General features: G+C 65.8%; 14 protein-coding genes and 1 pseudogene. 5 read left to right on the top strand and 10 right to left on the bottom strand.

Annotated elements, in window-relative coordinates; all coding sequences use genetic code 11:
- Positions 1 to 32 precede the first annotated feature (32 nt).
- Both mvaD and CP557_RS03555 read left to right on the top strand, forming a co-directional pair.
- Complete coding sequence (gene mvaD / locus CP557_RS03560; RefSeq protein WP_097378638.1) at positions 33 to 1,016, top strand: phosphomevalonate decarboxylase MvaD; 984 nt, start codon at positions 33 to 35, stop codon at positions 1,014 to 1,016.
- Positions 1,017 to 1,104: 88 nt separating this feature from the next.
- Positions 1,105 to 2,256 carry an NAD(P)/FAD-dependent oxidoreductase gene (locus CP557_RS03555; RefSeq protein ID WP_097378637.1) on the top strand — a complete coding sequence of 384 codons (1,152 nt, stop codon included), beginning with the start codon at positions 1,105 to 1,107 and terminating at the stop codon, positions 2,254 to 2,256.
- Between the two features lie 56 nt (positions 2,257 to 2,312).
- Here the strand turns inward: CP557_RS03555 and fen are convergent, their stop codons facing one another.
- A complete protein-coding gene (gene fen, locus CP557_RS03550; protein ID WP_097378636.1) occupies positions 2,313 to 3,290 on the bottom strand; it encodes a flap endonuclease-1 in 978 nt (325 codons plus the stop codon).
- A gap of 213 nt (positions 3,291 to 3,503) precedes the next feature.
- On the opposite strand from fen, the gene CP557_RS03545 reads away from it, so the two are divergent.
- Positions 3,504 to 3,779, top strand: a complete 276-nt coding sequence (locus tag CP557_RS03545; protein WP_097378635.1) for a HalOD1 output domain-containing protein — start codon at positions 3,504 to 3,506, stop codon at positions 3,777 to 3,779.
- 32 nt (positions 3,780 to 3,811) lie between these two features.
- Here the strand turns inward: CP557_RS03545 and CP557_RS03540 are convergent, their stop codons facing one another.
- From CP557_RS03540 to CP557_RS03530, 3 genes are all read right to left on the bottom strand, one after another.
- Positions 3,812 to 4,168: a DUF7344 domain-containing protein gene (locus CP557_RS03540; protein ID WP_245852886.1), complete on the bottom strand. Its 357-nt coding sequence runs from the start codon at positions 4,166 to 4,168 to the stop codon at positions 3,812 to 3,814.
- Between the two features lie 172 nt (positions 4,169 to 4,340).
- On the bottom strand, positions 4,341 to 4,853 hold the full coding sequence (locus tag CP557_RS03535) for an Lrp/AsnC family transcriptional regulator (RefSeq protein WP_097378634.1): 513 nt from the start codon (positions 4,851 to 4,853) through the stop codon (positions 4,341 to 4,343).
- A gap of 79 nt (positions 4,854 to 4,932) precedes the next feature.
- Positions 4,933 to 5,478 (bottom strand): GNAT family N-acetyltransferase, encoded by a 546-nt coding sequence (locus CP557_RS03530; RefSeq protein ID WP_097378633.1) that lies wholly within the window; start codon positions 5,476 to 5,478, stop codon positions 4,933 to 4,935.
- 120 nt (positions 5,479 to 5,598) lie between these two features.
- On the opposite strand from CP557_RS03530, the pseudogene CP557_RS03525 reads away from it, so the two are divergent.
- Positions 5,599 to 6,147, top strand: a pseudogene (locus CP557_RS03525) (hypothetical protein).
- Positions 6,148 to 6,269: 122 nt separating this feature from the next.
- On the top strand, positions 6,270 to 7,391 hold the full coding sequence (locus CP557_RS03520) for a M24 family metallopeptidase (RefSeq protein ID WP_097378632.1): 1,122 nt from the start codon (positions 6,270 to 6,272) through the stop codon (positions 7,389 to 7,391).
- A 24-nt stretch (positions 7,392 to 7,415) separates the two neighbouring features.
- Here the strand turns inward: CP557_RS03520 and CP557_RS03515 are convergent, their stop codons facing one another.
- The 6 genes from CP557_RS03515 to nuoL form a co-directional block, all read right to left on the bottom strand.
- Positions 7,416 to 8,057, bottom strand: a complete 642-nt coding sequence (locus CP557_RS03515; protein ID WP_097378631.1) for a helix-turn-helix domain-containing protein — start codon at positions 8,055 to 8,057, stop codon at positions 7,416 to 7,418.
- A 156-nt stretch (positions 8,058 to 8,213) separates the two neighbouring features.
- Positions 8,214 to 9,047: a CBS domain-containing protein gene (locus CP557_RS03510; RefSeq protein WP_097378630.1), complete on the bottom strand. Its 834-nt coding sequence runs from the start codon at positions 9,045 to 9,047 to the stop codon at positions 8,214 to 8,216.
- Between the two features lie 69 nt (positions 9,048 to 9,116).
- Positions 9,117 to 10,616 carry a DHH family phosphoesterase gene (locus CP557_RS03505; RefSeq protein ID WP_097378629.1) on the bottom strand — a complete coding sequence of 500 codons (1,500 nt, stop codon included), beginning with the start codon at positions 10,614 to 10,616 and terminating at the stop codon, positions 9,117 to 9,119.
- A gap of 132 nt (positions 10,617 to 10,748) precedes the next feature.
- The gene (locus CP557_RS03500; protein ID WP_097378628.1) at positions 10,749 to 12,290 is read right to left on the bottom strand and encodes an NADH-quinone oxidoreductase subunit N; all 1,542 of its coding nucleotides are present in this window, start codon (positions 12,288 to 12,290) and stop codon (positions 10,749 to 10,751) included.
- Positions 12,290 to 13,813 carry a complex I subunit 4 family protein gene (locus CP557_RS03495; RefSeq protein ID WP_097378627.1) on the bottom strand — a complete coding sequence of 508 codons (1,524 nt, stop codon included), beginning with the start codon at positions 13,811 to 13,813 and terminating at the stop codon, positions 12,290 to 12,292. Before CP557_RS03495 ends, CP557_RS03500 begins: the two co-directional genes overlap by 1 nt.
- Positions 13,810 to 15,858 carry an NADH-quinone oxidoreductase subunit L gene (nuoL, locus tag CP557_RS03490; RefSeq protein WP_211290170.1) on the bottom strand — a complete coding sequence of 683 codons (2,049 nt, stop codon included), beginning with the start codon at positions 15,856 to 15,858 and terminating at the stop codon, positions 13,810 to 13,812. The genes CP557_RS03495 and nuoL overlap by 4 nt, the downstream gene beginning before the upstream one ends.
- Position 15,859 lies beyond the last annotated feature (1 nt).

The raw sequence follows: 15,859 nt of genomic DNA, 5'->3' as shown, positions 1-15,859 counted from the left end.
GCTTTAAGCGGCCCTCAGCCACCTATGTGGGTATGAAAGCCACGGCCATGGCCCACCCCATTCAGGGGCTGGTCAAGTATCACGGGATGCGCGACGACATCAAGCGGCTGCCCTATCACGACAGTATCAGCGTCTGTACGGCCCCCAGCCACACCCGGACGACAGTCGAGTTCTCGATGGACTACGAGGAGGACACCTTCGTCGTCGACGGCGACGAACTCGACGGGCGCGCGTACGAACGGGTCGAAGCCGTCGTCGAGAAGGCCCGCTCGAAGTCCGACGCCGCCCACACCGTCTACCCGGTCCGCCTCGAGAGCGAGAACAGTTTCCCGACCAACGTCGGGCTGGGATCGTCCTCCTCCGGCTTTGCGGCCGCGGCGATGGCCCTGGCCGAGGCGGCCGAACTCGACGCCTCCAAGGGAGAGATCTCGACGATCGCTCGCGTCGGGTCGGCCTCGGCCGCGCGGGCGGTCACCGGTGCCTTCTCGCATCTCCGCACCGGAATGAACGACGAGGACTGTCGTTCCGAGCGGATCCCATCGAACCTCCACGAGGACCTCAAGATCGTCGTCGGCCTCGTCCCCTACCACAAGGACACCGACGACGCCCACCGCGAGGCCGCCGACAGCCACATGTTCCAGGCCCGCAACGCCCACATCCACGAACAGATCGCGAAGATGCGTGACTCCCTGCGAAACGACGACTTCGAGGGCGTGTTCGAACGCGCCGAACACGACTCGCTGTCGCTGGCCGCGACGACCATGACCGGCCCCTCGGGGTGGGTCTACTGGCAGCCGGCCACCCTCGCGGTCTTCAACGCCGTGCGCGAACTCCGCGAGGAGGAGGACGTTCCGGTTTACTTCTCGACGGACACCGGTGCCAGCGTCTACGTCAACACCACCGAGGAACACGCCGAGGAAGTCGAAGAAGTGGTCTCGGACTGTGGCGTCTCCACCACCGTCTGGGACGTCGGCGGCCCCGCTCGCCTGCTCGAGGAAGACGACCACCTGTTCTGACGACGGATCCGTTTCTCGCGGGCGCGGCGGAGCCACACCCCCGACGAATCCGCCGAGAAATTATGTTCCAGCGCTGTCTAGTTCGTGTATGCACGTCGTCGTCCTCGGTGCCGGCTACGCGGGGCTGACGCTGACGCGACTCCTCGAGCGACAACTCCCCGAGACGGCTGCGATCACGCTGGTCGACGAGTCGCCGGACCACCTCGTCCAGCACGAACTCCATCGGGTGATACGCCGGCCGGAACTGGCCGCCGCGATCACGGTCGGGCTGCCCGAGGTGCTCGAGCGGGCCACCGTTCAGATCGCCCGCGTCGAGGGGATCGACCGGAGCGAGCGAGTCGTCTCCCTCGCTACTGGCTCGCTGTCCTACGACGTGGCGGCGATCTGTCTCGGCGCACGGACGGCCGACTACGGGCTCGAGGGGGTTCGCGAACACGCGACCCCGCTCAAGCGACTGTCACACGCGAATCGAATTCGATCGGGGACGCTCACGGCCCTCCGCTCGGACGACCCCCGGATCGTCGTCGGCGGTGCCGGCCTCTCCGGGGTGCAGGTCGCGGGGGAACTCGCGGCCCTCGCCCGCGAGGAACGTCGTGCGGCGACGATCACGATCCTCGAGCAACTCGACAGCGTCGCACCGAACTTTCCCGCCGACTTCCAGCGAGCGGTTCGGACCGCACTCGAGGCCCAGGGAATCGACGTGCGGACCGACGCGGCCGTTTTCCGAGCGGACGAGACCCACGTCACACTCGAGTCCGGCGACCGCGTCCCTTACGATCAGTTCGTCTGGACCGGCGGGATCCGGGGCGCGGACGCACTCGGGGGCGAGCGGCCGACGGTCGAGAGCGATCTCCGCCTCGACGGGCGGACGTTCGCGCTCGGGGATGCGGTTCGCGCGGTCGACGCCGACGGGGAGCCGGTCCCGGCGAGCGCACAGGCCGCCGTGCGGGAGGCGCGAACGGTCGCGAAAAACGTCGCCACACTCGTCGCAGCGGGTGGCGATATCGAACGCGCGAGCCCCTCCCTCGAGCGGTTCACCTTCGAATCGCCCGGCTGGGTCGTCAGCGTCGGGGACGGCGCGGTCGCGACGATCGGCTCGCGGGTAGTGACGGGACGACCGGCACGGGCGCTGAAGACGACCGTCGGGCTCGGCTACCTCTCAGCCGTCAGCGACGCCGGAAACGCGGCCGAACTCGCGTATCGGGATCTCGTTCCGGATCGATTGCAGCGCGATCAGTGAGGGGTTCGCGGTCGGGTCTGCGGGTCGAACGCGGCTGCGAACGTCCGTCCCGCCGATCACGTCCAGCGATCCAGCCCCGTTTGCGTGACGCTCTCCTCGATGCGCTCGAACCCGCGTTCGACCTCGTCGGAATCGACACCCCACTCCTCGGTGACGTACGCCCGTGCGGCCTCGAGGTCGGGCTCGATTGTCGCGTCGACCTCGTAGTCGTCCGTCACGTCCGGGTCGCGGAACAGCTGTCGAACGCGGTCACCGTACTCGATGTGTGCACCCCGGGCCTCGAGGACGCTCCAGAGGTCGCCGTGTTCGGTGATCGCCGAAATCGCCGTCTTGGGACCGATGCCGGAGACCCCCTCGTTGAAGTCCGTCCCGATGAGGATCGCCGCGTCGATCAGTTGCTCGAGGGTGAGCTCGTGGTGGTCGAGCGTGGCCTCGAGGTCCATCAGTTCGGGGTCGCCCTTGCTCGTCAGCTGACGTAGCGTCAGCGGCGCGCCAAAGAGCAGGGCGTCGTAGTCCTCGGAGCCGACATAGTCGGCGTCGCCGCGCGTGACCATGTGGGCGGCCTGAGCCTCGCCCTCCGCCGGCGCTTCGACGATCGGGACGTCGAGCAGTCGCAGGAGTTCGCGGCTGGTCTCCTGAATCGTCGGCGTCAGTCGCTGGGTACGAGACTCGAGTTGGGCGATCGCGACTGCGTCGCCCTCCTCGCGGGCGGTCTCGAGTTGCTCCTCGTAGCTGCGGCGCTGTTCGCGCCGGGACTCGATCTCGTCGTCTTTGAGCTCCGAGGGACCGCCGTCGAAGACCATCACCGGCGTGATGTCGTGTTCGAAGAACTTGGGGAGTCCCTGGACGATCCCGACGAGGTTGGCGACCTCGGTTCCGTCGCCGGTCGTGTACGTGCCGCTGTCGGTCCACTTGACCGTCGTCGTCAGGTATCGATAGAGCCAGTTGTGTGCGTCGACGGCGACGACGCCCTCGATGTCCGCGAAGGGGATGTCCTCGATGACGGCGATGTCCCGAAGTGCAGCGTTTCCCATTGGCGGCAGTTAGGCGGACTGGGATTTGAATCGTTGGCTTCGCAGTCGGCATCCCCGTGGATCCGCGTTCGGTCAGCGAGCGAACCGTCCTCACCCTTCCGGACCCCCGGCGACGGAACTGGCGACCCCACAGCGGCAGCGACCGTCCAAGCGGGGGTCGCTTTCGTTCACACGGCACGGCAATTATAAGCGAACTCAGCGCTACTGGTGGCTATGGGTGACTGCTCTACCTACTCCGAGACCGTCCACCATCACTACGATTGGGCGACCACCGAGCCGAGTATGGCTATCATCGGAGCGATCGCGTCCTTAGAAGAGGTTACACCGGCCGACCTCTCGACGACACTGGACAACACCCTCTACGATTACGTCGATCCCGAAGCACTCGATGCGCTCGTTACCGCCGACAGTCGGCTCGTTATTTCGTTTTCGATCGCCGATTACGGGATTCGAATCACCGAGGATGGATTGACGATCCGCTACGATTGAACGATCCAGTCGACCGCGTGCGCTTCTCACAGTCACTCGCTGGTGGCGGTTTGCACGTAGCCGTCGAGACGTGCCGTCTCCTCGAGAAACCGGTCGAACCTGTCCGTTGCCCTGAACTCGATCGCGTCCGCGTTCGCGCCGAACAGTACGATGCCGGCGTCGGCGAGTTTCGGGAGGTGCGTGTGACGGAGCGCGGTCTCGACGTCTCCGTGACCGCTCCCGGGAGCCGTCATCGTCCCGTCACCGTCCCAGTTGGCGATCACGGCTGCGAGGGTGTCGATCCCGACCGCCTCGGATTCTCTCGTGAGATAGTATAGCACGTAGCGCCGGTAGGGATGCGACAAAAGATCGAACGTTTCGGTCAGTCGTGACGTATGCGGTCCTGCCATCACGTATCGATTGGTCTCGCCCCTCTTAACCTCTTTTTTGCGATAACTTTGCATACTTTACAATCCTGTGGAGAGACCGCTGGCCGATTGGTTTTTTCAAGCGAACGGGGGCGATTCGGCCGGAGACTCGCCGGTAACAGTTCAATACTCCAATCAATATCGGCTTCGATGGCTACTCTTCGGTGGACTCGCGGTCCGAGAGCGCGTCGGGCTCGCCGACGAGTTCCTGGTGGAAGTGATTCCACGGTTGGACGTGTTCCTCCGCCAGGATGTTGCTGCTCACGAGCTGTAGCCCCAGCTCGTCTAACTGTTCGGTGCTTTGCTTGATGTCCGTCGTCGCTTCGGCCACTACCTCCACGTGGAGGTTCTCCTCGCCGGACAACATCTCCCGGACGTTGACGACGCCCCGCACCTCGAGTGCCTGCTCCGCCATTTCCGACCGCCGGGAGAGGTCGGTCGAGCAAATGAAGAGGACGCGCATCGGATACCCCGCGGCCTCGTAATTGATCTCGGGATTGTAGCCGAGAATGACGCCCTTCTCCTCCAGTTGCGTGATCCGATTGTTGATCGTCGTCCCTGTGACGTCGGTTTCGTCGGCGATGGCCGTGTCGCTGGCACCGCGGGCGTCCACCTGGAGCAAGTGCAGGATACGGCGGTCGAGATTGTCGAGTGGCTCATCGACCATACCATCGCGTTCGCCCCCGAGCGAGTTGAATCGGGTGCTTGAACACAACGCGGAGCAGTCGACGGCGAAGCCGAGATCGCTACTCGCCGGACTCGAGGGCGGGGGGCTCGGCCTCGCGCCGGGAGCGAAGGAAGGTCTCCTCCGCCTCGGAGAGGTCGCGGTCGCGAAACTCGTCGAGACCCGCCTGATACCGGTCCCGTTCGTCCCACCGTGGCTCGTCGGTCGACGTCGGATACTCGAGGATCAGTTCGGCGATACCCGTCGTCTCGCCGGTGTAGACAAATCCCGTCCGATAGAGCGCCTCGTAGGCGTAGGGGTTGTTGACGGCGATCCGGAGTCGGTCGTAGCCGCGCTCGAGGGCGCGATCCCGCACTCGCCGGCAGAGCGCAGGGCCGATCCCCTCGCCGCGGCGGTCGCGGTCGACGGTCACGTAGCGAAGCCACAGCACGTCGCCGTCGGTGCGATCCTCGTTGAACGCGACGGCCCCGACGAGCCGGCCGTCGTCGGCGCGGGCGACCGCCTTGCCGGTGTTCGTCATGACGAACTTGCCGGCGTAGCTGAACCGTTCGTGGTCGAGTCGGAGTTTGGGTCCGTCGGGCGGCCACGCGAGCAGTTCGTACTCCACGGGATTGCTTCGCGAGCGAGCCACTACAATGCTCGGGCTCGGAACTGTCACCCGGAGCCGAGATACCGAATCGCTGACCCCACCAACGCTTTTGGACTCCTTCGTGGTAGCCGTCCGACGATGAGTGGCGAATCCGACACCGCAGCCGCGTTCGGAGTGAGTGGCCCTGCCGGCTGGCTCGTCGGCGGCGCGCTCGGTGGCGCGGTCGGCGCGATCGCGTTCGGGATCGTCATGGTGCTCCTCGAGCCGGACGTCCTCGAGGCCGCGATCCCCGCGATCTACGGCCTCGAGCCAGCCGGTCCCCTCGGCTGGGCGATCCACGTCGCTCACGGAATCGTCCTCTGACTCGTGTTCGGCTTCCTCGTCACGCGCCCATCGGTCCTCGGCGTGTTGTGGACCGACGTCGAAACCGATGCGCTCTCTCGAACCGGCGTCCCCTCCCGGATGACCGGTGCCGGTCTCGTCTACGGGATCGCAGTCTGGGCGGTTCTCCCGTTGCTCGTCCTCCCCGTCTGGGCGACCGCAGTCGGGGGTAGCACCGAGCAGTTTCCCACGACCGCTGCCGGCAGCCTGCTCGGTCACGCCCTGTTCGGCGTCGTCCTCGGAACAGTCTTTGCCGCGACGGTCGACCTCCACGACCGGCCGATCGAACGGCGACTCGAGCGCTAACGGGGCGGAAGCCGATCGGGTTCGACAGGGCCATGGGTTCGTCCACGTCCTGACAGCCCGCTTCGGTTGGCCACCAAAGAAGCGTTCGCCGGATTCAAGAACGATCCTCGCCAGAACCCGACATGGACAAACGCGAGCGACTCGAGGCTGCCCTCGAGTCCCACGACCTCGATTCGATCTGGCTCGCCCGGCCCAACTCGTTTGCGTGGTTCACGGGCGGGAGCAACGTCGTCGACCGCGAAGCCGATACCGGCGTCGCTGCCGTGGGGTACGACGGGGACGAGGTGTCCCTCGTGACGGACAACATCGAAGCCGACCGGCTCGTCGCGGAGGAGCTCCCCGATCTCGAGGCGAGCGAGGTTTCGATCGTGGAGGTTCCCTGGCACGCATCGTCGCTCGAGGAAGCGATCGCAGCGCACGTCGACGGCGACGACCGGGCCGTGGCCGACGTCTCGATTCCGGGGTTCACGCGCATCGACCCGACGTCACTGCGCCAGCCGTTGACCGACCGCGACCGCGAGCGATACCGCGAACTCGGCGGGCAGACGGCGTCCGCCGTCGAGTCAGTCTGTCGGGAACTGCGCCCCGAGGATACCGAACACGAGGTCGCGTCGGCGCTTCGAGTCGCCCTCTCGGCGCGGAACATCGAAACGCCCGTCGTGCTCGTGGGGGGTGCAAAGCGGGTCCAGCAGTATCGTCACTACACGCCGACCGAAGCCGAACTCGGCGACTACGCGCTCGTCTCCGTGACCACCCAGCGGGCCGGCCTCCACGCGAGTTGTACTCGGACCGTCGCCTTCGATCCGCCATCGTGGCTCGAGGAGCGCCACGAGGCCGCCGCTCGCGTGGAGACGACGGCGCTGGCGGCGACCCAGGCGGCCGCCACGAGCGGCGGCAGTGGGGCCGACGGCGAAACCGCTGGCGACGTGTTCGCCGCGATCCAGAACGCCTACGACGCGGTCGGCTACGACGGCGAGTGGGAACATCACCATCAGGGCGGCGCTGCCGGCTTCGCCGGACGCGAGTGGATCGCGACGCCCGACCACGACGCGCCGGTCGAATCGCCGATGGCCTACGCGTGGAATCCGTCCGTTCAGGGGGCGAAAAGCGAGGACACCGCACTGGTCACCGACGACGAAATCGAGTTCCTGACGGCGACGGACCGCTGGCCGACGACGACCGTCGAGGCAGTCGGCCGCGACCGTGAACTCGAGCGGCCGACGGTCCTCGAACTCGAGGAGTAAGTAATCCGAAACCGACCGACCGGATCAGGTCGGTTGACTGTGATCGTCGTCGGCATCGCCGTCGTCGTCGAACTCGATGACGTCGCCGTCGGTCCCCGATTCATCGTCCGAATCGGCATCGGTGTCCGCCGTCGGAGCCGTGTCGTCGACGGTGATCGTGACCGGTTCGACGTCGTCCTCGAGGTCGGGGCTCGACTCCCGGTCGGGCTCCCGGTCGAGGACGCGATCGAGCCGAAAGATGGTGTTCAGTTCGTGCTGGACCTGGTCGACGACGCCGCCGACGAGTTCGCTCGGCTGGATCGCCGCGTACTCGTAGGGGTTGTTCCCGGCACCGTCGCTGGCCCGTTTCTCTCGTGTCACGCGGTCTTCGTCGTGGAGTTCCGCGAGCGCTTCGCGGACGGTACTCGGGTAGAGACCGGTCCCCTTCGCGACCTCCTCGGAAGTGCTCCCGGGGTTTGCCAGCAGATACACGTAGATCTTCGCGCGGGTCTCCGTGTCCAAGATCCACGAGAGCAGGTCGACGATTCGCTGGTCGAGTTCCTCGGCGGTCGGCGCTCGGCCGACGCCTTCCCCGTCGTCTGCGAAGAAGTCGTCCGGTCCCTCGATCGGTTCCTCGTCCTCCTCTGTCCCGTCGACCGGATGCTCGTCAGTATCGTCGGAACTCATGTGTCTACTCGTACAGGAGGAGGGTTCGCGCGGAGTTAAACCTTTGTGGCGACGACAGCGAAAGCGAGATACCGACCGTGAACACTGCTCGGACGCGGGAGTAGCACCAGCCGTTCCGACGCGGAACCCCTCGAGACGCGTCGTGATCGCTCTCGTCTACACCAGTCCGTCGTCGTCGTCGCTTCCGCTCCTGGACTGGAGTCGCTTCGTCGTCTGGACCAGCGGATGGCGCGCGTAGTCGACGACGTCGATGTCGTCGATCCGCTCTAGCTCCTCCTTTTCGGCCGTCCGTGCCATCCCCAGATCGATCTCCTGGTCGATGACGATAACGTAGGCATCCATCTCGTCGATATCCAACCTGTCGGCCGCGAGCACGCGGTGATGGCCGTCCGCCAACAGGAGCGTGCCATCGTTGTCGATTACCACTAACGGTTCGGCCAGCCCACGCTCGAGTTCGTACCGCCGTCCCTCGAGTTCGTCGGCGTAGACCCGGCCCTGCGTCGGCGTCAGCTCCGAGAGGGGAACCGTTCGTCGCTCCTCCGTCAGTTCGATCTCGTGGATCTGCTCGAGCGTTCGCATGAGTTTGCCGACCTTCTCGGGGGTCGCGCGTTCGATCTGGCTGCGGATGACGTCGGCGTTGGAGATGATCCCCACGAGGTTGCCCGCGTCGTCGACGACGGGGAGTTTCTGGATGCCGGACCGCAGGATCACGCGTGCGGCGTCCGTCACCTTCATTTCGGGATGGGCGACGAGCAGATCGGTCGCCATGACGGTAAAGATCGGATCGTCGTCGTCCGCGAGCAGCAGATCGCGGGCGCTGACGAACCCCTCGACGCGGCGTCGATCGCAGACCGGAAAGCCGCTGTGTTCCTCGCTTTCGGCGATCCGCGTCGAAACGTCGCCGACGGTCTCGTCGGGCGACACCGTCGCCACGTCACGCGTCATGTAGTCTTCGACCTTCGGCTTCGTCCGGTCCGACGCGACTTCCATACCCGAACTACGAGAGCCCCGCGCAAAAGGACTGTCACTGACGGTCCGCGCCGCTGGCACCCACACCGATTACGCCGACTCGCCGTCGTCTCGCTCGCCCCGCTGGGTGAACAGCCACTCGCTGGTCTGGGTGTACGCGCCGACCGGAACCCCCGGCCGCGTGTCGATCGCCTCGAAAAAGCGGTTCGTGATCACCTCTTCGACCACGCTGACGATCGACTCGACCTCCCCCTCGTCGTCGGCACTGCCCAAGATGCCTATCTCGAGTTGTGCACCCGCCATGTCGGCGTGACCGCCCGCGCTGCCGATCCGGTCGAATCCGTCCCGAAGCGTCTCTCCGAGATCGACGTCGGCGGCCCGCGACCGGGCCGACAGGAACACCATCTCGTCGTTGAAGCCAAAGACGAGCGTCGTTTCGATGCCGTCCATCGTGAGCAACTGATCGGCCGCCTGGGGTAACGCATCTCGATCACCGATGCGCCCGACGCTCGCGACCGCAACCGACCCGCGCTGGACTCGGTTCTTGATCGCCTTGGCGATCGTCTCGAGGGTCTCGCCCTCGAGCGAGGGCTGTTCGATCTGATCGAGCAGCGAACTATCGACGTGGGGCCACAACAGCGACGCGGCCCGAAAGTCGTCGGGAGAGACCTCTCGAGTGAAGTCGTTCGTATCGATCCGAATCCCGTACAGCAGCGCCGTCGCGGTCGAGACGTCGAACGAGAGGTCGAACCGATCGAGGTACTCGGCCAGGATCGTACTGGTTGCGCCCGCTCCCTGCCGAAGGTCGACGAACTCGCCGGGAACCGGGCCTCGAGGCGGATGGTGATCGATGACGATATCCACGTGGAGGTCCTCGGGGAGCTGATCGTTGACGCCGGGGCGGGAGTGATCGACCAGCGCGAAGGCCGAGTACTCCGAGATCGACGCATCGGGAGCCAGGTTTCGAAGGTCGAGGTCGAGCAGGTTGACCATCGCCCGGTTCTCCTGGTGAGAGATCTCGCCGAAGTAGCAGGCGTCGGCGTCGACGCCGACCGACTCGGCGATGTCTACGAGCGCGACGGCACTCGCGATCGCGTCCGGGTCCGGGTTGTCGTGGGCCACGACCGCCAGTCGGCCGTCGATCCCCGTGAGGTACTCCCGGAGTTCGATCGCGGCCTCGGCCGAGGGGCTCGCCGCGTCGTCGAGTACCTGCGCGGCGATAGCGCCGTCGGGATCGACGACGGCGTCGGCGAGTTCGTCGAACCGATCGCGATCCGTAGCCGTCGCGTTCCCGCCCAGATAGGCGACGATCACCGCCTCGGGGAAGCGGTCCCGAGCGGCCTCGAGCGTGGCCCGGTTGACGTCCGTACGGTCGCTGGCGACGAAGATCAGGTCCGGCCGGTCGACGTTCGCGATGGTCGCGGGATCGGTGGGGTCGGCGTCGCGGGCCGGCACGCTCTCCTCGCGCAACGTCTCGACGGTGCTTTCGTCGTCGGTGATGACGAGCGATCGATCCCCGTCGCGATCTGGCAGCCGCTCCGTCACCTGTCGACAGACAGTCCCGCAGCCAAGCACCAGCCGGAAACCCATTTATCGCGGCTTGCAACCCCGGCCGGTAAAAGCTACCGGGTCGTTCGTCGGCACCTCGTAGGGTCCGCTGACACTGGGACCCGGCCCGGCAGCGACCCGCCGTGTGGCTGGGCGGGCACTGACTGGCAGGAGCTATTGCGTGACGATCGCGGCCGCCGCCTCGGTCGCGGCGTCGGCGATCGGGCCGAACGCCGGCAGGATGACTACCGTCATCACGGCGGCGGCGACGATCGCCGCGTAGAGCGCCGTCGGCTGGGCGAGGGAGTCCCGGTCGAGAATCGGCTCCTCGATCCAGAGGGCCTTGACCAGCCGCGAGTAGTAGTACAGCGAGAGCGCACTGTTGATCACCAGCGCGGCCGCGAGGACGAGCAAGACGGTGTTGTCCGCGGCCGCCTCGAGCGTCGCGCTGTAGAGGAGATACTTGCTCCAGAAGCCGCCGAAGGGCGGGACGCCCGCGAGGCTGAACATGAAGATCGCCATCGCCCCGCAGGCGAACGGAGCCTGCGTCGAGAGGCCGTTGTAGTCCTCGAAGGCCCGGCCGACGCCCCAGTACTCCGCCAGCCCGACGAACAGGAACGCGCCCGTGTTCATGAAGCCATAGACCAGCAGGTGCATCATGGCCGCGCCCATGACGAGTTCGCCGCCGTCCGCGGAGAGACCCGCGAGCCCGATCAGCACGTAGCCGGCGTGGCCGATCGAGGAGTAGGCGAGCATCCGCTTGACGTTCTCCTGGGTCGCCGCCGCGAAGTTCCCGACCGTCATGGTGACGATCGCGAGGATCACGAACGCCAGCGTCCAGTCGACGCCGATGACGGCCGTCGTCGCCTCGAGCGGGAACGCCGTCGTGAACACGCGGAAGGCGAGCACGAAGCCGGCGGCCTTCGAGGCCGAGGAGAGGAACGCGGCGATCGGCGCGGGCGCGCCCTCGTAGGCCTCGGGGGCCCAGAAGTGGAAGGGCACGCTCGCGGTCTTGAACGCGATGCCGCCGATCAACATGAGGATGCCGAGTCCGAGCAGGCCGTCCATCTCGGCGACGGCCCCGTCACCGCTCTCGAGAACCGCAGCGATATTCGTGAGTTGCAAGGAGCCGGTCGCGCCGTAGACGAGACTCACGCCGTAGACGAAGATCGCCGAGGAAACGGCCCCGATCAGGAAGTACTTCAGGCCGGCCTCGACGCTGCCGCGGTTGTCCTTCAAGATCGCGACGAGCGCGTACGACGGCAGGCTCGTCAACTCGAGCGCGATGAAGATCGTCACGAGGCTGTTCGAGGCGGCCATCGTCGACATCCCGGTCGCGGCAAGCATGACCAGCGAGTAGTACTCGGCCTGGTAGGTGTGATCCCGAAGGTAATCGTGGCTCGCGACCGCGACGAGGGCGGTGACGACCGCGATGATGATCATGAAGTACAGCGCCAGTTGGTCGACGACGAACTGGCCGCCCAGCAGGTCGATGACGCCATAGTTGTCGATCCCCGTCGCGCCGACGCCGGCGGCGGTGTACCAGACGGCGACGGCCAGCGACGACAGCGAGCCGAGGACGGCGGTGCCGGCCAGCAGCGTGCGATTCGTCGAGTGGGGGTCGATGCTATCTATCAGGAACAGGATTAGTGCCGTCCCTGCCAGGATGAGCGCCGGGGCGAGTGCCGTCCACTCGGGAAGTTGCAGAACCGCCATCAGAACTCACCTCCCTGGACGATCGGATCGATTGCGTCGGTTATCATGTCGAAGATCAGGTCGGGAGCCACGCCCAGGGCGATGATGAGTCCCAGGAGCACGACCATCGACGCGACGTCGTGGACGGGCGCGCGGCCCACCTCGTAGTCGGTTTCGAGTCGGTACGGTCCGAACACCGTCCGCTGGAGCGCAAAGAGCAGGTAGCCCGCGACGATGACGATGCCGAACATCGCCAGCGCGGTAAACAGTGGTGCGTACGGGATTCCGGACCCGAAGGCACCGAAGAAGATGAAGTACTCGGCAGCGAACCCGCTCATCAGCGGCAGTCCCATATAGCCGAAGGCACCGGCGATGAGAATACCGACTGCGATCGGCATTCGGTCGGCCATTCCCGACATGTCGGTAACCATCCGTGTGTGGGTCGCGTTGTAGATGACGCCGACGGCCATGAACATCAGCCCGGAGATCAGGCCGTGCGAGACCATCTGGAAGGTCGCCCCGCCGACCCCGAACTGGGTGTACGCGACCAGCCCGAGGATGACGTAGCCCATCGACGACACGGAAGAGTAGGCGACGATCCGTTTGAGGTCGGTCTGGGCGAGTGCCAACATTGCGCCGTAGATAACGCTGATCACGGCGATCGCCGCGATCGGTACCGCGTAGGTCGCCACCTGATCGGGGAACATCGTGAAGTTGAATCGAAGCAGGGCGTATGTCCCCATCTTCAGCAAGACACCGGCGAGCAACACCGATGCCGGCGTCGGCGCCTCGACGTGGGCGTCGGGCAGCCACGTGTGGAAGGGGACGATCGGCACCTTCACCGCGAAGCCGAGGAACATCGCGACGAAGACGACCGAGGCGAGCGTCGTCCCGCCGAGGCCGAAGAGGCCCTCGGGACCGCCATCGAGCATCGCAGTCGTGATTTCGGGCAACGCGAAGGAGGTGACCGAGTCACCGAGCCCGAAGACGAGCGCGATGAAGGCACCGAACATCACCAGCGACGCCACGTTCGTGTAGACGAAGAACTTGATCGCGGCGTACTTCCGGCGTGGGCCGCCCCAGATACCGATCAGCAGATACATCGGGATCAGGACCGCCTCCCAGAAGACGAACCAGAGGAAGAAATCCAGCGCCGCGAAGACGCCGATCAGGTTCGCCTCGATGAAGAGGATGAGCCCGTAGAACTGGGATTCGCGCTCGTCGATGGGCGTCCAGGAGCTGACGATCGCCAGCGTACAGAGGATCGTCGTCAGGACGACCAGCGGCAGGCTGATGCCATCGAGGCCGACGAACCACGAGATCGAGTAGTTCCCGACCTCGAGCCACGCCGCTTGCGATTCGAACGCCAGTTCGCCGTCGCGAAGGGCGTTCCCGCTGCCGTCGAAGGCGGCGAACAGCCAGAGGCTGAGCGCCGCCGGTACGAGGCTGATGGCGAAGGCCAGCTTGCCGGCGATGCGATTCGGCGCGATGAAGGTTACCAGCGCGCCGATTAGTGCGACCGCGATCAGTGCTTCGATCATCATACGAACCACCCTCCGAGAGCGCCCAGCAGCAACAGTAAGCCGATGAATCCGGCCACCAGCAACGCCGCGTAGTTAGTCACGATACCAGTCTGCAGCCGCTTTATCCAACTGCTGCCGAACAGGCTCACCGTCGACGTGCCGTTGACGACCCCGTCGATGACGGTCTGATCGAACCGATCGGCCGCTCGAGCCAGCGGCAGCGTCAGACCCTCCGCGAGCCAGACCTGGTACTCGTCCTGATAGTAGTTGTGTTTCAGGACGCGGTACGCGCCGCCGAGTTTCGCCGTGTGACGGGACGGCTCGGGCACGTTGTAGAGCGTGTGCGCCGTGAACGCGCCGGCCAGCGCGAGGCCGAGCGACAGCCCCGCGCTCAGCAGCATCGTCGTCGTCTCGGAGCCGATGACGCCCTCCTCGAACGCGACCGTCTCGTGGTACGCGTGGTAGGTCAGCCCCTCGACGGCGCCGTACTCGCCGTCGAGCCAGGACTCGAGGAAGGTGATGTCGGCGTGGAGCAGTTCGGCGACGGGTGCGAGGTTCGCGAAGCCGGCGACGGCCGCGAGCGTCCCGAGGGCGAGCAGCGGGACCTTGACGGCCCAGCCGACCGCGTGGGGATCGGCGGCCGTCTCGGTCCGGGGTTCGCCGTGGAAGGTCAGGAAGACCATCCGGAACGTGTAGAAGCCGGTGAAGAACACGGCGAGCAGCCCCATCGCGTAGGCCGCGAGGATGATCGGCTGCTCCAACCCGACGGCCAGGGCATCGAACAGCACCTCGTCTTTCGACCAGAAGCCCGAGAAGGGGACGATCCCCGCGAGCGCGAGCGCGCCGGCGAGGAACGTGTAGTATGTGACGGGCGCTTTGTCTTTGAGGCCGCCCATCTCCCACATGTCCTGTTCGTGGTGCATCAGGATGATGACGGCACCGGCACCGAGGAACAGTAAGGCCTTGAAGAAGGCGTGGTTCATGAGGTGGAAGACGCCGGCGACGTAGCCGCCGACGCCGAGACCGAGCATCATGTAGCCATACTGGCTGATCGTCGAGTACGCCAGCACCTGTTTGATGTCGTCTTTGACGACGGCCATGGTCGCGGCGAACAAGGCGGTGAAGCCGCCGACGAAGGCGATGATCGTCAGCGCGGTCGGACTCAGCGCGTAGTAGCCGAACATCCGGGCGACCAGGTAGACCCCGGCCGCGACCATCGTCGCCGCGTGAATGAGCGCGGAGACGGTGGTCGGACCCTCCATGGCGTCGGGCAGCCAGGTGTGGAAGGGGAACTGCGCGGACTTGCCCAACACCCCGCCGAGGACGAGCAGTCCGGTAATCGTCACCCAGGTCTCGGCGTCGAAGCCGAACAGGGTCGTGCCGTCGTCGATCGCCGTCTCGGCGGCGGTGACGAACGACTCCTCGCCGGCGAAGCCGACCGTGCCGAACGTCGCCGCGATGGCGACGACCCCGATCAGGAAGAAGTAGTCACCGAAGCGGGTGACCAGGAACGCCTTCTTCGCGGCCGAGGGGGCCGATTCCGTCCGGAACCAGAACCCGATCAGCAGGTACGAACAGAGGCCGACGAGCTCGAAGAACATAAACGCCATCAGCAGGTTGTCCGCGAAGACGAACGCGAGCATGCTGAACGTAAAGAGGCCGAGTTCGGCGTAGTACCGCGGCAACCCGGTCTCTCCCTCGGCGTTCATGTAGCCGAGACTGAAGACGTGGACGAGCAAGGCGACGAGCGAGACGATCACCAGCATGAGCGCCGAGAGCGGATCGATCAGGATCCCAAAGGAGAACGCGATCGTCTCGACCCCGGTGGCGCTCTCGGCAGCGCCGGCCGTCCACTCGTAGAGCGTCGTGTGATGGACGTCGCCGCCCGCGACGGCCGCGAACATAACCAGCGAAACCACGAGCGACCCCCCCGTCGCGAGGATACCCGGGATCGCGCCCTTTTTCGGCAGGCGTTTCCCGAAGAGGAGCGCGATTACGAAGGCCACGAGCGGGAACACTGCGATCGCCGGTGCGAATCCGAACGGTCCTGTTGCTGTTGCTGCCATC

The sequence above is a fragment of the Natrinema ejinorense genome (assembly GCF_002494345.1).
GTDB classification, from domain to species: Archaea; Halobacteriota; Halobacteria; order Halobacteriales; family Natrialbaceae; genus Natrinema; species Natrinema longum.
Note: the sequence above shows the minus strand (reverse complement) of the source record. Positions and strands in the feature narration are given on the sequence as shown.